The 25,293-nt window shown below is 69.0% G+C and carries 24 protein-coding genes; 13 read left to right on the top strand and 11 right to left on the bottom strand.

Going from position 1 to position 25,293, the window contains the following annotated elements:
- Nucleotides 1–2: 2 nt before the first annotated feature.
- The 4 genes from VGV06_07330 to VGV06_07315 form a co-directional block, all read right to left on the bottom strand.
- On the bottom strand, nucleotides 3–1,142 hold the full coding sequence (locus tag VGV06_07330) for an MFS transporter (protein ID HEV2054967.1): 1,140 nt from the start codon (nucleotides 1,140–1,142) through the stop codon (nucleotides 3–5).
- Complete coding sequence (locus VGV06_07325; GenBank protein HEV2054966.1) at nucleotides 1,135–3,420, bottom strand: xanthine dehydrogenase family protein molybdopterin-binding subunit; 2,286 nt, start codon at nucleotides 3,418–3,420, stop codon at nucleotides 1,135–1,137. Before VGV06_07325 ends, VGV06_07330 begins: the two co-directional genes overlap by 8 nt.
- A gap of 3 nt (nucleotides 3,421–3,423) precedes the next feature.
- Complete coding sequence (locus VGV06_07320; GenBank protein HEV2054965.1) at nucleotides 3,424–4,230, bottom strand: aldo/keto reductase; 807 nt, start codon at nucleotides 4,228–4,230, stop codon at nucleotides 3,424–3,426.
- Between the two features lie 136 nt (nucleotides 4,231–4,366).
- Entirely contained in the window at nucleotides 4,367–5,017 is a 651-nt protein-coding gene (locus VGV06_07315) for a hypothetical protein (GenBank protein HEV2054964.1), read from the bottom strand.
- Between the two features lie 183 nt (nucleotides 5,018–5,200).
- Between VGV06_07315 and VGV06_07310 the strand changes: the two genes are divergently transcribed.
- From VGV06_07310 to VGV06_07260, 11 genes are all read left to right on the top strand, one after another.
- On the top strand, nucleotides 5,201–6,580 hold the full coding sequence (locus VGV06_07310; GenBank protein ID HEV2054963.1) for an ABC transporter substrate-binding protein: 1,380 nt from the start codon (nucleotides 5,201–5,203) through the stop codon (nucleotides 6,578–6,580).
- A 64-nt stretch (nucleotides 6,581–6,644) separates the two neighbouring features.
- Complete coding sequence (locus tag VGV06_07305; GenBank protein HEV2054962.1) at nucleotides 6,645–8,972, top strand: hypothetical protein; 2,328 nt, start codon at nucleotides 6,645–6,647, stop codon at nucleotides 8,970–8,972.
- Nucleotides 8,973–8,993: 21 nt separating this feature from the next.
- Nucleotides 8,994–9,872 (top strand): branched-chain amino acid ABC transporter permease, encoded by an 879-nt coding sequence (locus VGV06_07300; protein HEV2054961.1) that lies wholly within the window; start codon nucleotides 8,994–8,996, stop codon nucleotides 9,870–9,872.
- 11 nt (nucleotides 9,873–9,883) lie between these two features.
- Nucleotides 9,884–10,858, top strand: coding sequence for a branched-chain amino acid ABC transporter permease (locus VGV06_07295; GenBank protein HEV2054960.1), 975 nt, complete (start codon nucleotides 9,884–9,886; stop codon nucleotides 10,856–10,858).
- Nucleotides 10,855–11,610, top strand: coding sequence for an ABC transporter ATP-binding protein (locus tag VGV06_07290; GenBank protein ID HEV2054959.1), 756 nt, complete (start codon nucleotides 10,855–10,857; stop codon nucleotides 11,608–11,610). The genes VGV06_07295 and VGV06_07290 overlap by 4 nt, the downstream gene beginning before the upstream one ends.
- Nucleotides 11,603–12,322, top strand: coding sequence for an ABC transporter ATP-binding protein (locus tag VGV06_07285; protein HEV2054958.1), 720 nt, complete (start codon nucleotides 11,603–11,605; stop codon nucleotides 12,320–12,322). The genes VGV06_07290 and VGV06_07285 overlap by 8 nt, the downstream gene beginning before the upstream one ends.
- 81 nt (nucleotides 12,323–12,403) lie before the next feature.
- Nucleotides 12,404–12,751, top strand: a complete 348-nt coding sequence (locus tag VGV06_07280; GenBank protein HEV2054957.1) for a hypothetical protein — start codon at nucleotides 12,404–12,406, stop codon at nucleotides 12,749–12,751.
- 51 nt (nucleotides 12,752–12,802) lie between these two features.
- Entirely contained in the window at nucleotides 12,803–13,960 is a 1,158-nt protein-coding gene (locus VGV06_07275) for a geranylgeranyl reductase family protein (GenBank protein HEV2054956.1), read from the top strand.
- Complete coding sequence (locus tag VGV06_07270) at nucleotides 13,957–14,850, top strand: cyclopropane-fatty-acyl-phospholipid synthase family protein (protein HEV2054955.1); 894 nt, start codon at nucleotides 13,957–13,959, stop codon at nucleotides 14,848–14,850. Before VGV06_07275 ends, VGV06_07270 begins: the two co-directional genes overlap by 4 nt.
- An 86-nt stretch (nucleotides 14,851–14,936) precedes the next feature.
- Nucleotides 14,937–15,698, top strand: a complete 762-nt coding sequence (locus VGV06_07265; GenBank protein ID HEV2054954.1) for a hypothetical protein — start codon at nucleotides 14,937–14,939, stop codon at nucleotides 15,696–15,698.
- A complete protein-coding gene (locus VGV06_07260; protein HEV2054953.1) occupies nucleotides 15,652–16,416 on the top strand; it encodes a hypothetical protein in 765 nt (254 codons plus the stop codon). Before VGV06_07265 ends, VGV06_07260 begins: the two co-directional genes overlap by 47 nt.
- Here VGV06_07260 and VGV06_07255 read toward each other — a convergent pair.
- The 7 genes from VGV06_07255 to VGV06_07225 are packed head-to-tail and all read right to left on the bottom strand — an operon-like array spanning nucleotide 16,413 to nucleotide 22,797.
- Nucleotides 16,413–17,039, bottom strand: coding sequence for a gamma carbonic anhydrase family protein (locus tag VGV06_07255; GenBank protein ID HEV2054952.1), 627 nt, complete (start codon nucleotides 17,037–17,039; stop codon nucleotides 16,413–16,415). The two genes, VGV06_07260 and VGV06_07255, sit on opposite strands and share 4 nt — an antisense overlap.
- 17 nt (nucleotides 17,040–17,056) lie before the next feature.
- Nucleotides 17,057–17,737, bottom strand: coding sequence for a hypothetical protein (locus tag VGV06_07250; protein ID HEV2054951.1), 681 nt, complete (start codon nucleotides 17,735–17,737; stop codon nucleotides 17,057–17,059).
- 14 nt (nucleotides 17,738–17,751) lie between these two features.
- Nucleotides 17,752–18,516, bottom strand: a complete 765-nt coding sequence (locus tag VGV06_07245) for a crotonase/enoyl-CoA hydratase family protein (protein HEV2054950.1) — start codon at nucleotides 18,514–18,516, stop codon at nucleotides 17,752–17,754.
- Nucleotides 18,517–18,535: 19 nt separating this feature from the next.
- Nucleotides 18,536–19,003 (bottom strand): hypothetical protein, encoded by a 468-nt coding sequence (locus VGV06_07240; protein HEV2054949.1) that lies wholly within the window; start codon nucleotides 19,001–19,003, stop codon nucleotides 18,536–18,538.
- Nucleotides 19,000–20,094 carry an ABC transporter ATP-binding protein gene (locus VGV06_07235; GenBank protein HEV2054948.1) on the bottom strand — a complete coding sequence of 365 codons (1,095 nt, stop codon included), beginning with the start codon at nucleotides 20,092–20,094 and terminating at the stop codon, nucleotides 19,000–19,002. The genes VGV06_07240 and VGV06_07235 overlap by 4 nt, the downstream gene beginning before the upstream one ends.
- Nucleotides 20,087–21,772 carry an iron ABC transporter permease gene (locus VGV06_07230; protein ID HEV2054947.1) on the bottom strand — a complete coding sequence of 562 codons (1,686 nt, stop codon included), beginning with the start codon at nucleotides 21,770–21,772 and terminating at the stop codon, nucleotides 20,087–20,089. Before VGV06_07230 ends, VGV06_07235 begins: the two co-directional genes overlap by 8 nt.
- Nucleotides 21,769–22,797, bottom strand: a complete 1,029-nt coding sequence (locus VGV06_07225) for an ABC transporter substrate-binding protein (protein ID HEV2054946.1) — start codon at nucleotides 22,795–22,797, stop codon at nucleotides 21,769–21,771. The genes VGV06_07230 and VGV06_07225 overlap by 4 nt, the downstream gene beginning before the upstream one ends.
- 180 nt (nucleotides 22,798–22,977) lie before the next feature.
- Here VGV06_07225 and VGV06_07220 point away from each other — a divergent pair, with 180 nt between their 5' ends.
- The gene (locus VGV06_07220) at nucleotides 22,978–24,198 is read left to right on the top strand and encodes an ABC transporter substrate-binding protein (GenBank protein HEV2054945.1); all 1,221 of its coding nucleotides are present in this window, start codon (nucleotides 22,978–22,980) and stop codon (nucleotides 24,196–24,198) included.
- A 57-nt stretch (nucleotides 24,199–24,255) separates the two neighbouring features.
- A complete protein-coding gene (locus tag VGV06_07215) occupies nucleotides 24,256–25,119 on the top strand; it encodes a branched-chain amino acid ABC transporter permease (protein HEV2054944.1) in 864 nt (287 codons plus the stop codon).
- Nucleotides 25,120–25,293 lie beyond the last annotated feature (174 nt).

Below are 25,293 nucleotides of genomic sequence, written 5' to 3'. Positions count from 1 at the left end.
TCTCAGAGCACCAGCAGAAGGCCGAGGGACGCGAGGAAGCCCATGCCGCTGCCGAAATAGAAGGTGGATTCCGGGCCGAGCCATGTCCAAAGCTGGCCCGCGATGAAGGAGGCCGGGAAGAGTCCAATGCCCACCAAGGTCCCATGGAGCCCGATGGCCGTCGCGCGCAGCTCGCGAGGCGCGAGGTCGGAGACCAGCGCCTTCTCGACGCCATCGGTGAATCCGCTGTAAAGCCCGTAGAGTGCGAAGAGCGCCCAGGTGATCCACGCGTGGCTCGCGGCGTCGAGGAGGGCGAACCCCAGGTAGACGACTCCGTAGAAGCTGTACCCCGCGACGAGAAGAGTCTTGCGGCCGATGCGGTCAGACACCAGCCCGACCGGATAGGAGGACAGAGCGTAGCTCGCGTTGTAGGCGCCGTAGAGGAGAATCGCCGCCGCGGCCGTGAAGCCGAGGCTCTGCGCCCGGAGCAGGAGGAAGGCGTTGGACGAGTTGCCTAAGGTGAAGAGGAGCGTGATCACGAGGAAGAGCTGTAGCCGCCTCGGCAGCATGTTCCAGCTGAGGCGAGGCGGGGCCACACGCAGCCTCCCGTGCTTGGGCTCGCGGACGGCTAGGAGCACGAGCACCCCCAGCACCGCGGGGAGGAGCGCTACCAGGAAGACGCGCGCGTACTCGCCGGGCATGCGCGTGAAGAACCAGTAGCCGAGGCCTACGCCCGCCACCGCGCCCCAGGTGTCGAGGGTCCGGTGGAGCCCGAAGGCGCGGCCGCGCTTGTCCTCGTGGGCGCTGTCGGCGATCAGGGCATCCCGCGGCGCCGTTCGTATGCCCTTGCCGAGCCGGTCAACGACTCGCGCCGTCAGCACCATGCCCCAGCCCGCTGCCAGCGCGAGAAGCAGCTTGCCGAGGGCGGCCGCGCCGTAGCCGGCGATGATCAGTCCCTTGCGCTTCCCGATCCGGTCCGAGATGAACCCGGCGAAGACCTTGAGGACGCTCGCCACGCTCTCGGCCAGGCCTTCGATGAGCCCCAGCATCGCCGGGCTCGCGCCGAGCGCCGCCGTGAGGAAGAAGGGCACGAGGGGGTAGACCATCTCGCTCGAGATGTCGGTCAGGAGCGAGGTCAGCCCGAGCAGGATGATGTTACGAATGGACGATGGCTCCTAAGACCGCGCGGCTCACGGCCTCGCTCGTGATGGGCAGCTCGGTGAAGCGGTGTCCTGTCGCGTCCATGACCGCGTTGGCGATGGCGGCGGGCGCGCCGACCACGGGCGGCTCGCCGACTCCCTTCGCGCCGAAGGGGCCCAGCTCGGATGGCACCTCCACGAGCACGGCGCGCACCGCGGCGACGGTGTCGCTCGCCGGCATGGCGTAGTCCATGAACGTTGCCGAGAGCAGCTGGCCGTGCGCGTCGTACGGCATCCGCTCGAGGAGGGCCCACCCGACCCCCTGGGCGGCGGCGCCCTGGATCTGGCCTTCGATGGCCGCGGGGTTGATCGCGCGCCCTACGTCCTGGACCACGACCTGGTCGAGCACTCGCACGTGACCGGTCTCCATATCCACCTCGACCTCGGCGAGATGCGCCGCGAAGGCGGGCGAGCGCGCGATGGTCGCCGTCGAGCCACGCCCGTACACGGGCTCGTACTTGCCCGCGAACTGCATCGACGCCTTGGCGAGCGCGGCGATCGGCACGGCCTTGCCGGGCGCGCCCCGGACCTGGATCGCCCGGTCGACCAGCTCGAGGTCCTCCACCGCCGCCTCGAGGTGACGCGCGGCGATGGCGAAGAGCTGCTGCCTCGCGTCGCGCGCTGCCTTCTCGACGGCCGCGCCGACAGTGTAGGTGATCTTGCTCCCGCCGCTCGAGCCGGCGTAGGGCGCGGCCTCGGTGTCGGCGTTCACCACCCGGATGAGTCCCGTGGGAAGACCAAAGGCCTCCGAGGCGATCTGGGCGAAGGCCGTGTTGGTTCCGCTCATGTCCACCGTGCCCACGATGATGGACAGCGTGCCGTCGCGCTCGAGCCGGCAGACCGCGTTGGCCGGCTCGATGCCGCCCATCCAGCCGCCAATTGCGACCCCGACCCCACGCTTCAAGCGCGGATTAGATCCCGCGGACGCCTTGCGGCGGCCGCGCTCCTCCTTGAGCCGCTCGAGGCAGGGGCGGAGACCGATGCGCGGCCACTTGTTGCCGTTGGCCATGAGATCGCCCTCGGACGACGCGTTGAGGAGTCTCAGGTCGAGCGGGTCCATGCCGAGCGCGCGGGCCATCAGGTCCATCTGGGATTCCAGCGCGAAGGCCGCCTGGACGGCGCCGGGAGCGCGGTAGGCGCCGTTGCCCGTCTTGTGGGTCAGCACCTCGTAGCCGCGGATGTCCATGTGGGGCAGCCGGTAGCAGCCGCCGAGCATCAGACAGGCGATACCGAGCGGCGCGCCCGCATAGGCGCCGGCGTCGAAGATGACCCGCGCCTGAAGGGCGGTCAGCCTGCCGTCCTTGGCGATGCCGGTCTTGAGCTCGAAAACGCTCGCGGGCGCGGGGGTCGTCGTCAGGAACTCCTCGGTGCGCGAGAGCACGAGCGAGACGGATCGCCTGAGCGCGATCGCGAGCGCCGCGGCGAGCGGCTCGAGGAGGACGAACTTGCCGCCGAAGCCGCCGCCGATCGGCGTCGCGACGATGCGCACCTGGTGCTCGGGCAGGCCCAGGGCCTCGGCGACTTCCGAGCGCGTGTAGAAGAGCGCTTGGGTGGTCGTCCACACGGTAACGTTGCCGAGCGCGTCCACCTGCGCCACGGCCGCGCGCGGCTCGAGGTAGCCCTGGTGGACGACGCTCGTGCGGTAGGTGCGCTCGATCACGACGTCCGCCTCGGCGAAGCCCTTGGCGACGTCGCCGCGCGTGAAGTGCTGGGTGCTCGCGATGTTGGACCCGAGCGCTTCCTTGAGCGCCGCGCCGCCGCCGGCCGCGCCGTGCTGGCCCAGCTCGGCGTCATCGTCCTGGCCGCCAAGCTCGCTCACGAGCGGGGCGTCGGGCCGCATGGCCTCGAGCGCGTCGACCGCGGCGGGCAGGATCTCGTACTCGATCTCGACCAGCGCCGCCGCGTCCTCGGCGACGGCCTCGCTCTCGGCCACGACCGCGACCACGGGGTGCCCCACGAAGCGGACGGTGTCGAGCGCCAGAGGGCAGCGGTTGCGGTCGGACGGATCCTGCTTGGTGAGCGGCAGGTCGCGCCCGGTGAAGACGCCGACCACGCCGGGCAGGGCCCTGGCGGCGTGCGCGTTCACCTTAAGGATGCGCGCGTGAGCGTGATGCGAGAGCACGAGGCGGGCGTGCAACGCGTTCGTCTGCACGAGGTCCGCGGCGAAGCGCGTGAGGCCCGCCGCCTTCTCGCCGCCGTCCACGCGGCGAAGGGACTGGCCGATGCTGGACACAGGGGGCATGGTCTATCTCCGGTGCTCGGCATCGATGGCCGAGAGATCTTCAGGGGTGAGCGTGAAGTCGAGCGCGCCCGCGTTCTCCCGGACGTGTTCGGGGCTCGTCGCCTTCGGGATGGCGAAGAGCGACGGGCGGCGGGTGAGGAAGTTGAGCGCGACCTGGCGCGGTGTCTTGCCGAGCCGCTTGGCGACGTCGGCGACCGCCCCGCGCATGAAGCCGCCGCGCGCCAGCGGCGTGTAGCCCACGACGGCGATCCGCTCCCGCTCGCAGTGCGGCACGACGTCCTTCTCGATGTCGCGGTCGCGAAGGTGGTACAGCACCTGGTTGCAGGCGAGGGGGACCTTGCCGAGCGCCGCCTGGGCCGCCCGCATCTGCTCGACGTCGAAGTTGCTCACGCCGGCGAAGCGCGTCTTGCCCGATGCGCAGAGGGCTACCAAGGCGCGCATGGTGTCCTCGATGGGGTGCTGCCCGCTCCACCAGTGCAAGAGGTAGAGGTCCACGTGGTCGGTACGCAGGCGCTTGAGCGAGCGCTCGCAGGCGTCGAGCGTGCCCTTGTACGACGCGTTCGAGGGCAGGACCTTGGTGGCGATGAAGACGCGGTCGCGCTGCCCCGCCACCGCTTCAGCGACGATCTCCTCGGCTTGGCCGTCTGCGTACATCTCAGCGGTGTCGATGTGGGTCAGGCCCAGCTCGATGCCGAGCCGGAGCGCCGCAATCTCGCCCTTCTTGAGGCGCCGGTCCTCGCCCATGTGCCAGGTGCCCTGGCCGATGACGCTGACCTTGACACCGGTGGGCCCGAACTCGCGGGTCAGCACCCCGGCAGTCTACACCTCTCGACTTGAGACCGGCGAGAAGGGTCCAGATGCGAGGCGGCGCCCGAAGGGCCGCGGGCGAGGCGTACTCCTGTACGTTGAGCCTGCGGCCGAGGGCGCCAACGAAGCAGATGGGCCCTTATCGGCGGCCTGTGCGGTAGCCTAGCCAGCCGACGGCTGATACCAGACCGATCAGCACCGCCGCCGTGCCGATCGTTGAGAGGTCGGACATCCACTTGATCGTGGTGCTGCTGAGGCCCGCGAAGGCGAGCCCGATCACCGGAAGGACCGGCGCGCCGCAGCCCATCACGGTGCAGCCGCCGGTGGAGAGCCCGAAGATGCCGCCCAGCGCTCCCAGCACGCCGCCTGATCCTCCGGCCCCGCGGCCCCACGGAGCGACGGGGAGAGCCGCGCGGCGCTCCATCCAGAGCGCGAAGTACGCCGCGACGAGGAGGGACATGAAGGCGAAGCGCGCGAGGTCGGCCGTCGTGACGGCGAAGCCCCATTCGAGCCCGAACGAATTGTCCGCGGAGAACCAGAAGAGCGCCAGGCCCCACGCCTTGGTGAAGCGCTCCCCGAGCGAGCCGCGCCCGGAGGCGAGGTAGTCGGGCAGGGAGGGCAGCCAGGGGTTGATGGTGAAGGCGGTGACGGGCTTGCGAGCGAGGGTCAGGACGAGGGGCGGGACCAGGATGTCGAGGGCGAAGACGCCGAGAGCGACCGCGAGGAACAGCCACGGCCGTGATTTCACGGCGGCCCCGATGCCGCGAAGCGATCGCGTGATGGCGCTCATGTCCGCATGGCCTTCGAGCACGATTATAGGCGCTCTTGCTCGAGGACGCGAGGCTCTGACGCATCGCGCCGAGAACAGGCCGCCCTCTGCGCTTACTCCTTGACTTCCCCCGAGCCCCGGCTAATATCTCCTTGCCCCACCACTGGCCTCGACACGGTCCACCCAATCAAGGAGGGACGCCTTATGGCCCCAGAAGTTTCCCGTCGTGACTTCCTGAGTTCTCTCGGCGTGACGGTCGGCGCCGCGGCGACCGCGGCCGCCGTGCCGCTCGTCGGCGGCCCGGCTCTCATCAGCCGCGCCGAAGCCCAGCCCAAGGGCAACATCCCCGACACGCCGTACAAGGTCGGCCACATGACCTTCTTCACCGGCGCCGCCGCCGTGCTCGGAGAGCCCTCCTACAAGGGGCATATCCTGGCGGCTGAGGAGATCAACGCCCAGGGCGGTCTCTTGGGCAAGCGCAAGATCGAGACCTTCAAGGCCGACGAAGCGGCCGGCACCGACGCGAACGTGAAGGAAATGCGCCGGATGAAGCTCTCCGAGAAGATTGACCTCTTCACTGGGGTCATCTCGAGCGGCAACACGCCGGCGCTCGGGCCAGTGGCCGAGGAGCTCAAGCTGCTCACGATCTTCGTGGACGGATGCACGGACTTCCTCTTCGACAAGGCCGTGCTGAACCCGCACCACATCTTCCGCATCACCAACATGCAGTCGGCCGACGGCGTGACCGCGGCCGTCGCGACCGCCATGACCTGGCCCAAGGTGCGGAAGATCGCCCACATCCACCCCGACTACTCCTACGGGCGCAACGCCTTCGCGCACTTCAACATCGTGATGAAGAAGATGATGCCCGGCACCCAGGTGGTGTCGGAGGGCTGGCCCAAGCTCGGCACCACGGACTTCACCTCCCACATCACCAAGGCCATCGCGGCCAAGCCTGACCTGCTGGTCTCCTCGGTGTGGGGCGGCGACTATGTGGCCATGTACAAGCAGGCGCTGCGCTACGACCTGTTCAAGAAGATGAAGTTCACGAGCATGATCGCCTTCGGCGTCGCGCCGCACGCCATCGGCAAGGACCACCCGGAGGGCGTCATCGCGGGCGTCCACTCCAACTATTACTTCAACTATCCGCCGCAGGACCGCTGGCCGGCCAACACGGCGTTCGTGAAGAAGTACTTCGAGCGGTGGAAGGAGTACCCGAACTTCCAGTCCGAAGGCGCCTATACGACGCTCATGCTCCTGAAGCAGACGGTCGAGAAGGCCAACAAGCTGACGGGCGGCTGGCCCGACGACGAGGCCCTCATCAGCCAGCTGGAAGGGGCGTCCATCTCCGGGCCGGCGGGTTACATCCACATCCGCCCGGACAACCACCAGGGCTACAAGGACGCCATGACGGGCTTCAGCGTCAACTCGCCTGACTATCCGTTCCAGATCCTCGATCCGACCAAGATCATCACCATCCCCATCCGCAACATCACGGCGCCTCCGGGGTGGCCGGCGCCGAGCGGTGAGGAGACTCGCACCTATACCTGGATCGAGAAGACCTGGCCCCAGGTCAAGGTCTAGCGTCTCGGCTCACGGGTTCGGGGGAGGGGGGCAGGACCTGCCCCCCTCCCCCTTTCTCACGTTCATGAGGCGTTCCCTGTTCCGTCGGTGGGCGCATCGAGGGCGTGCGCTCATCCTGCTTGTCTTCTGCCTGCTCTGGGCCGCTCCCTCCGGGGCCGGTCACGAGTTGCCCTTCTATCCGTCCTATTACCCGCAGGAGATCCGCATCCAGACCCTGCCGCCGGCCGCGGCGGTGCCCTTGCTCAAGAGCGCGGGGCTCCACGCCTATGTCGGTGCCGATCCCTTCGTCGGCGGCCGCGCCCCCGCCGACCTCAAGCCCGTCGAGTCGCTGGGCGGCTATGTTGTCATGACCTTCAATCCGGGCTCGCAGGCAGCGGCGAACCGCGAGAGCCGGTGCGCAGCGGCTCGCCGGATCGCCAAGAGCCTTGGCCAAGCGCCGGGCCTCTACGTCCCGCATCCGTACCCCGTCACGCCCTATGACATGGACTACCTGGAGCACTTCGATCTGGCCCAGTCAGCGAAGCAAGCCTACGCTGCAGCACCTGCCGCATCGGGCGCTGCGCCGCTGGTCCAGGCCAAAGGTCCACTGGCCGAGCGGCTCGTGAAGGCCCCGGCCAGAGGCGGCAAGTGGGACGCCACGATCGAGGAAGTCGACGTTGAAGGCCTGCTCGCTTCCCACGGCCTGAACCTGGACGGCTGGCTCGGCCCGCCGTGGCTCAAGGAGGGCTGGTTCCACGCCTATCTGCTCGCAGCCGGCGCCGTGAGCGACGCCGCGGATCGTCAGGCGGCGGAGGGGCTCTACCGTCGCCTCGCTTCCGGCGCCTTTGACAGCCCCACCGCGCGGATCGAGCTCGAGCGCCAGCTGGTGTCGCGACTGGCGGCGGGCTGCGACCGGGTAGTCTTGGGCTACACTGTCCGCCGCGAGTACTTCAACGCGGAGTTCTCCCAGGGCGTGGAGAATATCGCCTGGGATTCGCAGACCGGGTTCAACTCCGCCATCTTCCTCCGCACCGTTAAGCTCAAGGACTTCCCGTGGAACGGCTGGCTCAGATTGGGAATCGCGAGCCGGCCCGCCGCCGCGTGGAATCCTATCGGGGGCTTCCTCGATCCGGCGGGGCGGCTGCTGTGGGCGGCCGTGGGCGATCCGGCCCTGATCCCGGAACCCTACGGCTCGGGATGGGTGGCCAACCGGGTGACCGCCGTGACGGTGACTCGGCCGCCCACTTCCCCAACCGTGTCCGAGATCGAGCTGCCGGAAGACGCCCTGATTCCGGAGCCCGGCACCGGGCTCTTCAGTGACGCGGGGAAGGGCAAGAGCGCTCGAGCCCGCATCACATACCGTCTGGTGGCCTCCGCCTTCCACGACAACACGCGCATGACCCCCGCTGACGCCGCCTATGCGTACAGCTTCGCGTACCGCTGGGGCGCGCGGGCAGGCGGGCGGGCCGCCGCCGACCTCGCCGTGGAGACCGCGACGGCGCCGCTCCGCCAGGCCCTCGTCGGCTTCCGCGTGATCAAGGTGGACGCCGAAGTCAAGAAGTTCAGCGACAACACGTTCACCTACATCGTTCCGGTCATCGAGGTCTACGTCAACGGCGGCGCCCTCGACAACGAAGCTCTGGCAGCCTTAGCACCTCCATGGAGCGCCTTGCCCTGGCCCGTGCTCGCGCTGATGGACGAGGCCGTCAAGCGGGGCCTCGCGGCCTTTTCACCGGGCGAGGCGAAGCGGCGCGGCGTGCCGTGGCTCGACCTGGCGCGGGATGCGAAGACCAAGGAGGCGCTCTTCGCGCTGGTGGAGACGTTCGCGGCCCAGGCCTACATCCCGCCCGCGCTCAAGCGACTCGTCACGGCGGACGAAGCCCAGACACGCTGGGCCTCGCTCAAGGGCTTTTACGCTAAGCGCGGCCACTTCCTCGTCACCAACGGGCCCTACGCGCTCGAGAAGTGGACGGAGCGCGAGGTAGTCTTAGGGGCGTTCCGCGACTTCACCAACCCGAAAGGGGTCGGCACCTACGATCGCTTCGCTCGCCCGAGCCGGGCTTTCGTCGCCCGGCTCACCGCCCGCGGCGATCGCCTGGAGGTCGTCCCCGAGATCGAGCGCGTCGAGAGGTTCCTGCGGGAATACCGCGTCGTGAGGGAGCCGCTGGGCAAGCCGGTCTCCGAGGAGGACCTCGCGGACGTGCCGGTCTGCCGCTACGTCATTGTCGGCGCCGACGGCGCGGTGGCGGACGCCGGCCTCTCGCGCGACCGCGACGGCGCCCGGCTCGTGGTCAATCTCAAGGGCCGGCTCAAGCCGGGCGCGTACACCGCCCTGGTGGCGCTGGCCCTGCGCGACAACTGGGTCAACGCCGAGGTGGCGGTGGCGCAGTTTCGGGTTGAACCAGCCCCCTGAGTTGGGGCATGGTATCGGGCGATGGACACGCTCCTGATCCACATCCTCAACTCGCTCCTCTACGCGGCGGTGCTCTTCCTCATCGCCGGCGGGCTCAGCCTCATCTACGGCGTCATGCGGATCGTCAACCTGGCCCACGGCAACCTCTACGCCTTCGGGGCCTTCGTGGCGGCCTGGACGGTCGGGCTGCTCGTGGGCGGCGCGACGCCGACGCCGCTCCTCTACCTCGTGCTGCTCGCCGGGCCCCTGGGGGCGGCCGCCCTGGGCGCGGTGCTGGAGCCGACCCTGCTCCGGCCGCTCTACCAGCGCCCCGAGGAGTACCAGCTGTTGATCACGTTCGGGCTGCTGTCGATCCTCGAGGACCTGATACGGCTCATCTGGGGCCCGTACCCGCTGTCCGTCAGCTCGCTCTACGAGGGCATGGGGAGCCTCAACTTCGGCGAGTCCATCTACCCGACGTACAACCTGGCCGTCATCGTCGTCGGCGGCCTCGCGGCGGCGGGTCTCTGGGCCTTCATCTACCGCACGCAGTTCGGCATCGTCTTGCGGGCGACCTCGCAGAACATGCGCATGGCGCAGGCCATGGGGGTCAACGTCAACCGCGTCTACGTCCAGGCCTTCACGCTGGGCTGCTTCATGGCGGGTCTCGGCGGCGCCATCGTCGTGCCGCAGCAGGGCGCCGTGCTCGGCATGGGCGTGGACGCGCTGATCCTGGCGTTCGTCGTCGTGGTCATCGGCGGCCTCGGGAGCCTCGAGGGCGCCCTGGTCGGAGCGCTGATGGTGGGCGTGGTCAGGGAGCTTGGCATCACCTTCTTCCCGGAGGTCGAGCTGGCGGTGCTCTATCTCATGGCGGCCGTGGTGCTGCTCATCCGGCCCGCCGGGCTGTTCGGGCGCGCATGAGCCCCGTGCCCATGGCGAACCGGCGCCAGCTCGTTGCCGTCGGGCCCATCATCCTCGTGCTCGCGATCCTGCCTTGGGTAGTCGAGCCGTATCAGACCGTGCTGCTGTCCTACGGCCTGGTCTTCGCCATCGCGGCGCTGGGCTTCAACCTCTTGCTCGGCTACACGGGCCTCCTCTCCTTCGGGCACTCGGCCTATTTTGGCGTGGGCGCGTACGCCGCCGCCTTCGCCGTCAAGTACCTGAAGATCGGCTCGATGGAGCTGCTGCTTTTGGCCGGCGTCCTCGCCTCGGCCCTCGTGGCCGCGATCTTCGGCCTGGTCTGCGTGCGCTACACGCGGATCTTCTTCGGCATCCTCACGCTCGCCCTGTCCCAGGTGATCTGGAGCCTGGCCTTTAAGTTCTTCTGGGTGACGGGCGGGACCGATGGCCTGCGGGTGCCCACGCCCAGGCTGCTCGGCGTGTCCATCGGCGCGGGACAGGACAAGATGGCCTTCCTGGCGCACCGGTACTACTACTACGTCCTCGTGTTCTTCCTGGCCTCGGTGGCGGTCATGTGGGTGATCGTGCACTCGCCGTTCGGCAAGGCGCTCCAGGCCATCCGCGACAACGAGACGCGGGCCGAGTTCGTCGGGGTGCAGGTCTGGCACTACCGCTGGGTCGCCTTTCTGATCTCCGGGGTGTTCACGGGGCTGGCCGGGGCGCTCTGGGTGCCGCTCAACGGTCTCACGACGCCCGACATCCTGGTCTGGAACTTCTCGGGCGAGATCGTCTTCATGACCGTGATGGGAGGCTTCAAGACCTTCGCCGGACCCATCGTGGGCGCGGTGGTCTTCAACTACCTCAAGACCTTCGCCGTGGGCTACACCGTGTACTGGCAGCTGTTCCTGGGCGTCGTGCTGGTGACGCTCGTGCTGGCGCTGCCGACGGGCATCATGGGCATGGTCGCGCAGCTCTCCCAGAAGTGGAAGAGGACGCCCGAGCCGTGAGCCTGCTCAAGACGACCCAGCTCACCAAGTACTTCGGCGACACGCACGCCGTGGATCACGTGGACTTCACCGTGACGGAGGGAGAGGTGCTGGCCCTCATCGGCTCCAACGGGGCGGGGAAGACCACCCTGATCAACCTGATCAGCGGGCTCATCCCCGTGGACTCCGGCGCCATCGTGTTCCAGGGGGCCGACATCACGCGCGACTCCATCCACAAGAAGATCGCCCGGGGGATCGCGCGGAGCTTCCAGCTCGTCAACCTCTTCGACCAGCTGACCACGCTCGACAACCTGGCGCTGGCCATCTTCTCGCGGGACGGCAAGACCCGGAAGCTGTTCACGCTATCGGACGCGGACCGGGCCGTCCGGGACGAGGCCGTGGCCGTGCTCCAGCAGTTCGGGCTGGCGGGCAAGGCCGAAATGGTGGCGGGCGGGCTCAGCCAGGGCGAGCGCAAGCTCCTGGACGTGGCCGTCGCCTACGCGCTCAAGCCCAAGCTCCTCTTCCTCGACGAGCCCACCAGCGGCGTCAGCACCCGGGAGAAGGCGCCGATCATGGACATCATCACGCAGGTGGTGCGGGCGGGGGGGATCACGGCCGTCATCGTCGAGCACGACATGGACGTGGTCTTCAAGTATTGCCCCAGGATCGTCGCCATGCACCAGGGCACGATCCTGGCCGACGGCACCCCGGACGAGATCCGGAACAACGAACAGGTCACGGCCAATCTCCTGGGGACCCAGCGCCATGCTTGAGATCGAGCGGATCAACACCTTTCGCGGCCCCGCCCACGTCCTCAACGGCGTGTCGCTGAAGGTCGGGGACGCCGAGTCGGTGGTCCTGGTGGGACGCAACGGCGCGGGCAAGACCACGACCATCGACAGCATCATGGGTCTGCTACCGATTCGCAGCGGCACGGTCACGTTCAACGGGAAGGACATCACCCGGCTCCCCACTTACGCGCGCGCCCTCGCGGGGATTGGTTACTCTCCCGAGGACTCCGGGATCTTCCCGGATCTGACCGTCGCCGAGAACTTCGTGATCAGCCAGTCGCTTGCCCGCTCGGCCGGCAAGGCCGTGGCCACCGCGGGTGACAGCGGCATCGACGAGCGCGTGCTCTCGCTGTTCCCCGAGGTGCGCGCGTTCACCCAGCGGCGCGGGCTCTTCCTCTCGGGCGGCCAGAAGAAGATGGTCGCCATCGCTCGCGCGATGACGCTCAGCCCTTCCATCCTGCTGCTGGACGAGCCGTTCGAGGGCCTGGCGCCCGTGGTGGTGACCCGGTTCATCGAAGCCGTGACGCAGATCAAGGCCATGGGCGTGTCGCTGCTCATCGCGGAGTCGAACCTGATGACCGCGTCCCGGGTGGCCGACAGGCTCTACGCCATCGACCGGGGCGAGATCATCTTCGAGGGCCCCCCGGCCCGCGCGTTCGACAACCAGGAGGTCATGAAGACCATCCGCGGCTGAAGCGGCGGGAGCCGGCTGTGGTGGCCGGAGTCCCGCTTGACAACGGCTCCGCGCCCCGCTAGAAAGGCTCCGGAGGGACCCATGATCGCGCGATTTCTCCCAAGCCCGACCCCGGCTCGCGCGGCCGCCATCCTGCGGGAGGTCTTCGGCCGCATCCAGGCGCCGGTGACCTTCAGGCTGTGGGACGGTAGCGAGGTACGGCTTGCCGGCGACAAGCCCCTCTGCGCCGTGGTCATCAAGTCGGCGGAGACCTTCCTGCACCTGATCCTCCACCCGAAGCCCTACGACTTCGCCCTCGCCTACGTGAACAGCGCCGTCGATTTCGAGGGCGATATCTTCGCGATCATGCCTGTCGCGTTCGAAGTCGAGGAGCTCCGCGTCCCGCTATTCCTGAAGCTCCGGCTTCTGCTCTCGCTGTGGAAGGGCTGATGGGAAGGGCTGAGGGGAAGGGCTGAGGGGAAGGGCTGATGGGAAGGGCTGATGGGAAGGGTTGAAGTCGTGAGCCACCGCGCGTCCGCCTTCGATGTCATCGTCGTCGGAGGCGGCCCGGGAGGCAGCACGGCCGCCTGGCGGCTCGCGAAGGCGGGGCTGCGTCCCCTCGTGCTCGACGCCGCGGTGTTCCCGCGGGTGAAGATCTGCGCGGGGTGGGTGACCCCCGAGGCGCTCCGTGACCTCGAGGTCGACCCCGACAAGTACCCGCTGACCATCCAGCCGTTCGACGCGTGCGTCCTCGAGTTCGAGGGGGCGCGGCACGAGACGGGCTGGCGGACGCCCGCCAGCTACGGCATCATCCGTCGCGAGTTCGACCTCTACCTCCTCGAGCGCGCGGCCGCCGCCGGCGCCGACGTCCGCTGGGGCATTCGCGTGACCGAGGTCGAGCAGGGCCCGGACGGCGTCACCGTCCTGACCGACCGCGGCCGCTTCGAGGCGCCGCTCGTGATCGGCGCGGGCGGCCATCGTTGTCCCGTCGCGCGGGCCCTGGGCGAGGTCTCGGGGCGCGAGGAGGTGGTGGTGGCCCAGGAGAGCGAGACGCGGCTTCCGCCCGAGTGGGTGGAGCGCCTCGGAGTTTTCATGCGCGCGCCCGAGCTCTACGTCGAGCCCGACCTTCGAGGCTACGGCTGGTACTTTCCCAAGGGGGACGTCGTCAACATCGGCATCGGCTGCACGGGGGGCGGTGACGGCAGCCTGCCGCGCAGGCGCGAAGCGCTGGTGGCCGCGCTGCGCGCCTCCGGAAGGCTGCCGGATGCAATGCCCATAGAGCCCTTCAAGGGGCACGCCTACGTCGTGCGCCGCCGGGCGCCGCGCAGGCTGTCGGGCGCGCGCTTCGTGCTGGTGGGAGACGCGGCGGGGCTCGCCCGTGATCTCTCGGGCGAGGGCATCGGCCCGGCCATCCGGAGCGGCATCCTCGCCGCGGAGGCGGCGCGGGGGTTCCTCCACGGCGGCACCCCGCTCGACAGCTACGCGCAGCAGGTCGCCGCGCTGTACGGGCCCGGGGAGCCCGGCTGGCTGGAGCGCCAGCTGGAGCGGCTGCCGGAGGCCGTGGCGCGACTCGCGGTTCGGATCATCCTCGGGCTGGGGCTGGCGAGGCGACGCATCGTCTTCGACGGGATATTCGGCATGAAGGAGGCGGGATCATGACACAGGGATCACGGCCACGGGACGCCCAGGCCATCGCGCACCACTACGACATCTCGAACGATTTCTATACCCTCTTCCTCGACCCGCTCATGCTCTACACCTGCGCCTACTACCGCGAGCCGGACGGCAAGCTCGAGGAGGCGCAGCGGGACAAGGTGGACCTCGTCTGCCGCAAGCTTCACCTCAAGCCGGGTGAGACCCTCCTCGACATCGGCTGCGGCTGGGGCGGCCTCTCCATCTGGGCGGCGGAGCACTACGGCGTCACAGCGCACGGGGTAACGCTCTCGCGGGCCCAGGCCGAATGGGCCGCCGCCCGCATCAAGCGGGAAGGCCTCGAGGGGCGCTGTCTCGTCGAGTACCGGGATCTGCGCGACCTGCCGGCGGGCGCCCGGTACGACAAGATCGCGGCGATCGGTGTCATCGAGCACGTCGGGGTCCCGAACTACCCGGTTTTCTTCGACCGCGTCCGCGAGATGCTCAACGACGGCGGCCTCTACCTCAATCACGGCATCCACCACGAGTTCCACTGGAAGCAGACCAGCCACACCGACTTCCTCTACGAGCAGGTCTTCCCCAACGGCGATCTCTCCGGCGTTTCGGAGACCATGACCGAGATGGAGCGCGCCCGCTGGGAAGTGCTCGACGTCGAGAACCTGCGCCTGCACTACGCGCGCACCTGCCGCCAGTGGGTCGAGCGCCTCCAGGCCCGTGCCGACGAAGCCCGCGCGATCGCGGGCGAGCGCACCTACCGGACCTGGCTGCTCTACCTCGCGTGCTCGTCGATGGCCTTCGAGAGCGGCTCGATCGGGCTCTACCAGTTCCTGCTGCGGAAGCAGTGGGACCGGGTGGGCTCTGCCGCGCCCACGACTCGCGAAGACCTCCACGCCTGAGGCGTGGCGCGCCGCATTCGCTCGCTCCCCCGGCCTCCGGGTGGGATAATCCTTGGAGCGTGGCACATCTCTCGCCAGGAGGCTCGATGGACACGTTCGGACGCAGGTTGGCGGTCGTCGCCGTGTGCTTGCTCGCGGTGCTTGCGCTGGAGACGCCCGCAGGGGCCGTGGAGTACCGGCTGAAGGTCGCGAGCATCTTCGACCAGGCGATGATGTCCTTTCTCAGCCGGGGCGAGCTGGATGACGGCGCCACGGGGCCCGGCTTCCAGCGGCTCGCGGCGCTGCTGGACCAGGGCAGCGGAGACCGCGGAATGAACGTGACCCACCGCCCCCTCAACGCCGTGCCCGACAGCATCGCGCGCGCCTGGGGTGGCGTCGCCATCCGGGCCCAAATCGCCCGCGGCGGCGTCAACTCATACTGGGACGAAGTCCGCTGGGACGGCAGGCCAGGCGAGCGCAGCATCTGGATCGTCAAGCCCAACGGCCGGGAGAGCCCGCAGGCCGTGAACCACGTCGTGCTCAAGGGCACGACGCCGCTGACGCTCTACCAGCCGTACACGGCGGCGTGCGGCACGACCCGGGTCCCGGTGATGCAGCTGGGGATCCCGCTCATGGCCTTCCAGGAGTCGCGCGGCGACGTGTGGGACAAGTACGTCGCCAAGAGCCTCAACCTGCGTCACGGCATCGGCGCCGTGGTCGGCGTGAACAACAACGCGGTGTTGGCGAACCTCGTCTACATCATCGTCGAGCAGGGGCCCACGCCCACCACCTTCGAGGTTGTCATCACCTGGAGCGACAGCAATGCGCAGGCGCCCGGAGGCGGTGGTCCCGTTCTCGGCACCTTCTAGGCCCAGGCGCCCGGCCCGCGCGCTCTCCTGCGCCCTCCTGTTGTTCGCGGGCGCTCTCCTCCGGCCCGCTCTCGGCGCCGGGGGGGAGGGCGCGCCCGCGCTTCCGTCGGGCGTGCCGCCCGCCGAGCTGGCGCGCATCGAAAAGGTGCTGGCGAAGGCGACGGTTTCGGCGCGCGTCGAGATCGAGCCGTACCCCCTGCGCCTCGACGTCTTCGACTACCTGCTCGACCACCCGGAGTTCGCCACGCAGGTGACGCGGGCGCTGAAGCTGGCGCGCTACCGCATCTGGCGTACCGCCGACGGCCTGAACCTCGACGACGGGTGGGGCGTCACGGGGCTCATCACGCCGTTCCACGGCGACGGCGGCCTGCGCGTCGTCTACGCGCGCGGGCGCTACGAGCAGAGCGTACTGCCCGACATCCGCGGCCAAGTCGTGATCCTCCTCCGCTACGCCGACGGCCCGGGTCTCAACGGCCGGCCGGCGCTCGCCACCTCCATGGAGGTCTACGCGCAGCTGGACAGCGCGATGGTCGCCACGTTCGCCGGCTCGATCGCGAAGTCCAAGGCCACGAGCGAAGGGCTGCACGTGCTCAAGGTGTTCTCGCGCCTGTCCACGCACCTCGAGCGCCGCGCCGACGAGGTGCTGGCCGAGCTGGGTCGGCGCCCCGAGGTCTCGCGCGCCGAGCTCGAAGGGTTCCGCCGCCTCCTCACCCGCTAGAAGTCGGGGGAGCCTTGGCGATCGAGGATTCGATCGTGAAGGTGGCGGCCGAGGGCTGCCGCGTAGCGGCGCATCCGCTCCGGCATGTTGCTCTGTCCGGCCGGCGCGGGATCGAGTCCGAAGACGGTCTTCGAAAAGTTCAGCGGCCCCTGTACGGCCCAGATCTCGTCGTGCGCGTTGGGCGGGAGGATCCGCGCCGGGTCGCCCACGGCAACCCAGCCGATGGGCACGACGGTGTCGGGGGCGAGGACTGTCTTGATGTGGACGACCCCGTTGATGCGGACCGTGCTCCGCGCGCCGATCCGTGCGCCGTTGAAGACGGAGGCGCCGGTGGCGACGAACACATTGTCCTCGACGGTGCAGCCCGAGAGATGCGCGTGGGGGCCGACCAGGACGTGGTCGCCGAGCCGGAGCGGATGGGTCTTCGTGCCGCGCAGGACCGCCTGCTCCATCACGACGCAGCGCGAGCCCAGGATCACGGGGCCGCCCTCGGCGGTCAGCACCGCACCGAAGAGGATGCGGCACTCCGGCCCGATCGTCACGTCGCCCGACACCGTCGCGTTGGGGGCGACGTAGGCGCTCGCGTGAATGCTTGGACGCCGGCCTTCGTGTTCGAGGAGCATGAAGCCTCCGCCCGGGCTTAGGGGGTGAGCCAGCTGAGCAGGTAGGGCACGCTCAGGATGAGGAGCGTCCCGAGCGCCGCGAGGATGAGCACGACGCGGAACCATCCCGCCGCGAACAGGGTATGCGACCCGGGCTCCGCGCGGGCCTTCGCGGCCGAGCTGAAGAGCGCGACCAGGGCAAGGATCAGCCCCCACGAGAGCACGATGATCCCGAGCGGCCGGACCCAGGGCGGCAGGCCGGGGACGTGGATGGGCAAACGCGCCCCGATGCTGCCGAGCAGCACGAGCGCGGCGACCAACCACCGTCGCGTGCGCCACCACACGACCCAGGCCAGGGTCGCATACATGGCGAACGCTCCGACGTCGAGCGCCAGGCGCCAAGGTCCGCAGGTCTTGGGCGAGCCCTCGCATTTGACGAGGACGATCGCGAACCAGATCCACACCCAGGCGACGAAGAGGACGAGGAGAACGAAAGGGAAGAGAGGCATCCGGCCGCCGAAGACTTCCGGGGCCATGCTCCACCAGGCCCGGCCCATGATGATGGCCGCGGCCACCACCCCGATCCAGGCGAGGGCGTGCACCGGCGTCTCGGCCGGGCCGAGCGCGGGCAGGCGCGCGAGCGCGATCACGGCGAACAGGAATATCCCGACGAAACCCACGAAGGACGTCGTCCGGTAGCGAAGCAGCCGTTGTGGCATGCTCGCGCCTCCTCTCAGGACGCCGGGGCGCCGTGACGCCCCGCGCCACCGGCGAAGCGTGCTGCGCCTTCGAAGCTCTCTCCCGAGTCGATGGTGGCCTTGCCCAGCTCGAACTCCCGCGCGAGGGCGGCTCCGAGGTCCATCCCGAAGGTTTCGTAGACGGAGCGGCGGTCACTTATGACGCAGTTGGGCGGGAAAGCGGCGATCTCCTGCGCGAGCGCCTCGGCCGCCTCACGCGCTTGTCCCTCAGGCACGACGCGGTTGGCAAGGCCGATGCGCTCGGCCTCGGCCGCTCCCACCGGTCTGCCGGTCAGGACCAGGTCGAGCGCGCGGCTCATGCCGATCAGCCGCGCGAGCCTGATCGTCCCGCCATCCACGAGCGGCACGCCCCAGCGCCGGCAGAAGACGCCGAAGGTCGCCGTCTCCTCCATCACGCGGAGATCGCACCAGAGCGCCAGCTCGATGCCGCCCGCGACGGCGTAGCCGGAGACCGCGGCGATGACGGGCTTGGAGAGCAGCATGCGCGTCGGGCCCATCGGGCCGTCGCCCGTCGGCTTGATCCGGCTGCCCTCGCTGCCGAGGACCTTGAGATCGGCGCCCGCGCAGAAGGTACCGCCCGCTCCCCAGAGCACGGCCGCGCGCGTGGCGGGATCGGCCTCCACCGCTCGAAAGGCCTCGGCCAGGGCGCGGGCGGTGTGCCCGTCCACGGCGTTCTTTCTCTCGGGGCGGTCGATGATGACAATGCCCACAGCCCCGTTCTGCTCGACCCGGACTGACATGACGCGAGCCTCCATGGCTTCAGCGGGCCGGGGGCTGGGTGCCTGCCAGGTAAGCATCCAGCGCGGCCTGGGACGTGAACTCGGGCGTGGTGTCCGGCACACCGAGATAATACACGGTGAGCGCGGGCTTCCGGGCGCGCCATTCAGCCTCGGTAGCAAAGAGGTGGAACTCGCGGCGGGGAAAGTCCGCGAAGCCCGCGCGGGGGCTCTTGACGTCGGCCCGCGCCCCGAGCGGCACGCCCTCGACGACCGCGGTGCGCCGCCCGGTAAAGGGGTTCACGCCTTCCGCGCGGAGGTACGCGTAGCGCGCCATCGGATTGCTGATGCGGGTGACGACGACGGTCTCCTCCTCAGTCGGCGCACGGAGCACGCCCCAGGCGATGCCGATGCCGGGAGAGAGAAACACCGAATCGCCGCCATGAACGGTTTCGGCTTGGGCCAAGAGCTGGGCCAGCAGCGGGAGCGCCAGGAGGGCGATGAGGATCACGCTCCGCCCTCGAGAATCCAGACGCCGGTCGCGGGCACGTCGAGGGTGACGGCCCCGCCCGGGGCGAGGAGCCGGGAACCGCCCGCGCCGTAGTCCGTCACGTGCAGGGTCTCGCCGCCCACGCGCACGTGGTACTCGACCTTCTCACCGAGGAAAGTGCGTGACACGACCGTCCCTCTCAGGCCGGCCCCGGCGGTGGATATGGCGATCGACTCGGGACGAAGCACGAGCGTGACGGACGCGCCGACGGCGGGCCGCGGGCCATCCGCCGCCACACTGAACCTGTGGCCCTCGACCTCGACCTCGACCCCGGCGTCTCCCGCGGCCGTCACGCGACCGCGCAGGAGGTTCGTCCTGCCGATGAACTGGGCCACGAACTCCGAGGCGGGACGGTGGTAGAGCGTCTCTGCGCTGCCCTCCTGGACGATGACGCCCTGGTGCATGACGGCGATCCGGTCGGAGATCGCCATGGCCTCCTCCTGGTCGTGGGTGACGTAGACCGCCGTGATGCCGAGCGTCTTCTGGAGTCGCTGGATCTCGCCGCGCATCTGAATGCGGAGCCGCGCGTCGAGGTTCGACAGCGGCTCGTCGAAGAGCAGGACCCGGGGTCTCACGACGATGGCCCGAGCCAGCGCCACCCGCTGCTGCTCGCCGCCCGAGAGCTGGTGAGGCATCTGGCGGTCGTAGCCGGCGAGCCCGACGAGGTCCAGCACCTCGCCGACCGCGCGGGCGATCTCGCGCTCGGCGTGCCGCTGGACGCGCAGGCCGTAGGCGACGTTCTCGAAGACGGTGAGATGGGGGAAGAGCGCGTAGCTCTGGAAGACGAAGCCGATGTTCCGCTGGTTGGCCATGAGGCCCGTCACGTCCTGGCCGCCGATCCACACGCGCCCGGCGTCGGGTTCCTGGAAGCCCGCGATCATCCTGAGCGTCGTGGTCTTGCCGCACCCGGAGGGGCCGAGAAGGGTCAGCAGCTCTCCCGGACGCACGTCCAGGCTCACGTCGCGGACGGCGTAGACTAGGCCCTTGACGCGGTGGTCGAAGCGCTTGGAGACGCCCTCGAGCCGGATCGCGACGGGGGAGGGGCTAGCCACCGAGGAAGCTCGTGACCTGGAGACTGCCCGCAGACCGGAGCCGCCGGAGCGCCCAGGAGATTGCCGCCATCACCACGAAGACGATGGCGACGACCAGCACGGAGAAGGCCGCGGCGGGGCCGAGCGAGAGCTCCGTCATGTTCTCGAGGATGCGCACGGTGATGAGCGTCCAGTTGATGGACACCAGGAAGATGGTCGCGCTGATCGCGGTCATCGAGCGGATGAAGACGACGCCGAGCCCCGCGAAGAAGGCGGGCAGGATGAGCGGCAGGGTGACGCGCCTGAAGGTCATGCCGCTGCGCGCCCCCAGCCCCTGCGAGGCCTCCTCGATGCTGGGATCGATCTGCTGGAGGAGCGCCACCGTCGCGCGGATGCCCGTCGGGCTGTAGCGGAAGACGTAGCAGGCGACGATGATGAGCGCCGTGCCCGTGAGCGCCAGCGGGGGGCTGTTGAACGCGATCAGGTACGCGATGCCGACGATGGTGCCGGGCAGGGCGTAGTTGATCATCGAGACCAACTCCATGGCCCGCCGCCCGGGGAAGCGCCGCCGCGCGACGAGGTACCCCACGAGGACGCCGAAGAGTCCGCCCAGCGGCATGCCCACGCCCGCGATGATGAGCGTGTCGTGGATGGCCTTGAGCCCTTCCGTGAAGATCACGTGGTAGTGCCGCCACGTGAGCGCGTGGTTGGCGCCGAAGGCCATGACCACGGAAGCGTAGAAGAGGAGCGCGTAGAAGTAGCCGATGACCACGGCCACCGCCGCGCACGCCGCGAGCAGGAGCCGCCGCGCCCACGGCGCCACGCTCTTGATGACCGTCGCGGGCCCGGCCTTGCCCGTGACCGTGACGTAGGCGCCGCGGCCGACCCAGTAGCGCTGGAGGAGATACACGGCCGCCGCCGGCACGAGGAGCGCAAAGGACAGCACGGCGCCGCCCCTGAAGTCGAAGAGCCCCGTGATCTGGAGATACGCCTGCGTCGGCAGCACGGGGAAGCTGTTGCCCGCCAGGATCAGCGGCGTAGCGAAATCCGCCAGCGAGGCGGCGAAAAGCAAAAGGAACGCATTGGCGAAACCCGGCACCGCCAGCGGCAGCGTCACCGTCCTGAAAACCCGCCACCGCGAAGACCCGAGGGAGAACGCCATGTCTTCCACGTTCGGGTCAATCGCCGCGAGAATCGGCCGGAGCGTGAGATACGCGATGGGGAAGTAGGTCAGCGTTTCCGCGAAGAGCGTGGTGTGGAGCCCGTAGGCGGTCGCCCCCTTGATCCCGAGCAGGTGATAGGTGATGAGGCCGCGCGGCCCGAAGGAGAAGATCATGGCGATGGCCGTCGTGAAGGGCGGTGAGACGAGCGGCAGGAGCGTGGCGGCGTCGAGCGCCGCGAGCCACCAGCGCCCGAGCCCCGCGCGCGCGGCGGTGTAGGCGAAGAGGAAGCCCAGCGCCGTGCCGCCCACGCCCACCAGCGCCGCCAGCAGCAGGCTGTTGGCGAAGGCCTGGCGGTGGTTGGGGTCGCCGAGCACGCTCCAAACGTGGCCGAGCGAGAGGCGGCCGCCTTCGAAGAAGGCAAGCCAGGAGAGGCGCGCCAGGGGGAAGAGGACGAAGAGCCCGAGCAGCGCCCAGAGAACGAGGACCGTCACCAGGAGAGCGGGGTCGCGCCCGAGCCGCCTCACGGCGGCCGTCATTCCTTCGCGTTCAGGACCTCGCTGATCCAGCGGTCCACGACGCGCTTGCGGTTGGCGCCGGCGTAGGCGTCATCGATGGGGAAGATCTTGGCGCCCTTGAGCACCTCCGCCAGGGAGGGCTCGACCTTGACCTCGGGGCTCGCCGGCACGAAGTTGATCTTGTGCTTGGCGAAGAGGCTCTGCATGGCGGGGCTGGTGGCCCAGTCGATCAGCTTCTTGCCGAGCTCGGGGTGCTTCGCGCCCTTGAGGAGCGCGATGGCCTCGGCCGAGGTGCCGATGCCCTCGCGCGGGAAGCTGATGACGACGTCGTACCCCTTGGCCTTGGTGTCGAGCGCGTCCACGATGAAGAAGATGCCGCCGCCCGCCTGGCCGAGGCCCACCGGCAGCGTCCCGCCGCCGCCGCTCTTCGTGTAGACCTGCACGTTGCGCCGGAGCTTCTTCATGTAGTCGAAGGCTTTGTCCTCGTTCCGCCCGTTGACCTCGATGATGGAGAAGATGCGCGTCACCGCCGTGCCCGAGGTGCGCGCGTCCGCCATCTGGAGCATGCCCTTGTAGGCGGGGTTCAGCAGGTCCTCCCACGACGCCGGCGGCTTGAGGCTCGCCTCCTTGAGGAACTTTGCGTTCGTCATGAAGACGAGCGGGTCGTCGGCAATGGCGACCCAGTAGCCCTCCCCCTGCTTGAAGCGGGCGGGCAGGGAGCCGAACGAAGGGGGCTTGTAGGGCTCGAAGATGCCCTCCTTGATGCCGGCGGCGAAGGTCTCGACGGGGCCGCCGAAGAGCACGTCCACCTGCGGGTTGCCCTTCTCGGCGATGACGCGGGCCAGCGCCTCACCAGAAGAGAAGCGCACGAAGTTCACCTTGATCCCCGTCGCCTGCTCGAACTCCTGGAGCATGGGCCGCGCCCAGTTCTCCGGCCAGATCGAGTAGGCGTTGAGCGTATCGGCGGCCACGGCGGGCGAGGTAAGCGTGGTGGCGGTGAGGACGGCGATGGCGAGCCGGTACAGCCCGGCGCGGGCACGTGACATGTAGACCTCCCTATCGGCGCGGTGGGAGCCGGCGTCAGTTGCTGCGAGTTGCCGCGAATCTAGACCCGGCTTGCGGGGCTGTCAAGGCACCTACTTGACACGGAGCCGCCTTGGGCCGATTCTCCCACCACCGAAGGAACAGGGAGCAACTCGAACCCACAGCAGCGCGGAGGACCCACGATGAGCGAACTCACTCGACGCGATGTCCTGAAATTGGGCGGTGCCGCCGCGACGGCGGGGCTCGGCTTCCCGGCCGTGCTCCGGGCCCAGCAGAAAGAGGTCGTCATGCTGGGCCTCTGGCCCTTCACCGGCGCCTTCTCCGACGTGGGTCCCGTTCTCGACCGCGGCATGAAGATGGCCCTCGACGAGCGCGGGATGAAGGTTCAGGGCAAGTCCGTCAAGTACATCACCCGAGACTCCGAGACCAAGGCCGGCTCCGCGACGAGGCGCGCCGAGGAAGCCGTCGACTCCGATGGGGCAAAATACATCATCGGCCCGTGGTCATCGGGCGTCGCATTGGCCGTGTCGGAGGTGGCCAAGCGCAAGAAGGTCTTCCACTACTTCAGCGGCGGCACCGAGGACATCTCGGGCGCGCGCTGCCACCGCTACTCCTTCCAGTGGGCGGCGAGCCCCTACACGGCCGCCAAGACCGTGGTGGACACCTTCATGCAGGCCAACCCCAAGGCCAAGCGCTGGCATCTCCTGGTCGCCGACTACGCCTTCGGCTGGTCGGTGGAGAAGTACGTCAAGGAAGTGGGCAAGGGGCACGGAATCGAGTTCGTCGGCGCCGACCGGCACCCGCTCGGCGAGCGCGAGTTCTCCAACTATGTCACCAAGGCGGCCGCCAACAAGCCCGACGTGGTGGTCATGATCAACTTCGGCCTCGACGCCGTCACCGGCGCGCGCGAGATCTTCAACTTCGGGCTGACCCCGAAAGTCCCGCTCATCCTGACGTGGTCCTCCGGCGTCGAGGAGCTGGTGCAGCTCAATCCGGAGATCCGCGAGAACATGTGGGTCGGCTCGAACTTCTACTACACCGCCGACACGCCCGTGGCGAAAGAGTTCGTGAAGAACTACCAGGCCAAGTTCGGCGGTCCTCCCGGCTACGCGCCGGCGGCGGCCTACGGCATGACGCGGATGATGCTCCACGCGATGGACAAGGCCAAGTCCACCGAGGTGCCGGACGTGATCAAGGCCTGCGAAGGCCTCGAGGTGGACGACCTGGTGGGGCGCATGCGCGTGGACGCGAAGACCCACCAGACACTGCGGCCGTACTTCTTCATGCGCTGCAAGAAGAAGGACGCGATGAAGAACCCCATGGACTTCGCCGACATCGTCGCGACGGGCTCGACGCCGCTGCCGGCCGAATACGCCGCCTGCAAAGATATCGGCTCTCTCTAGGACTGGCCCGGGTCCCCGGCGGCGGCTCCGCGACCGCCGCCGGGGGCTCTCCGCAACGTGAGCACAGCGCTTCTTTTCAGCCAGATCCTCAACGGCCTCGCCACGGGCATGCTCTATGCCCTGATGGGCATCGGGCTCAGCATCATCACGGGCGTGCTGAACATCCCGAACTTCGCCCACGGCGCTCTCTTCGCCCTCGGCGCGTATCTCCTCTATACGGTGATTCAGCTCGTCGGCAACTTCTGGCTGGCCCTCGTGCTCGCGCCACTCGGAGTCGGGCTCCTGGGCGTGCTGATCGAGTACGGCGGGATCCGGCCGCTGTACAAAGCCGGCCACGACTATCAGCTCCTGCTCACGTTCGGGCTCTCGCTCATCATCACGGAGGGCATCATCATCGTCTGGAGCCCCGTCGGCATGAGCCAGCTCCCGCCGCCTCTGCTGCGGGGCGGCGTCAACCTCGGCATCACGTTCTACCCGAAGTACCGCCTCTTCGTGATGCTCGCGGCCGCGCTCCTCGTGCTCGGCGCCTGGCTCTTCCTCGAGAAGACGCGCTACGGCGCCATCATGCGCGCGGGCATCGAGGACAAGGAGATGGTCTCCCTCCTCGGCATCGACATCCACCGCCTCTTCACCGCGGCCTTCGCGCTCGGCTGCGTCCTGGCTGGGATCGCCGGCGCCCTGACCGCGCCGATCCGGGGCCTGAACCCCTGGATGGGCGTGGACATGCTCGGCATCGCCTTCGTCGTCGTCGCGCTGGCGGGGCTCGGCAACCTGCTGGGCTCCATCGTGGCGGGATTGCTCGTCGGCGTGGCCCAGAGCCTCGTGGCGCTCGTCTGGCCCGAAGCCTCGGTGGCTGTCATCTTCGCCGTCATGGCAGCGGTGCTCCTGGTGCGTCCCCAGGGACTATTCGGTATCCGATGAGCGCTCGCGCGAAGAGGTCTGACCGCTGCCTGATGTCTTCGGCCGCGCGGCTACTCCGATGAGCAAAGCCTGGCTGGCCATCCTGGCCGCGGTCGTCCTGCTCCCGGTCTTCGTCCGGCACGCTATCGCCACCGAGATCTGGATCTTCGCGATCTTTGGGCTCGGCCTGAACCT

This window comes from Candidatus Methylomirabilota bacterium, from assembly GCA_035936835.1.
Classification (GTDB): Bacteria; Methylomirabilota; Methylomirabilia; order Rokubacteriales; family CSP1-6; genus AR37.
This window is presented reverse-complemented; position numbering and strand designations above follow the sequence as displayed.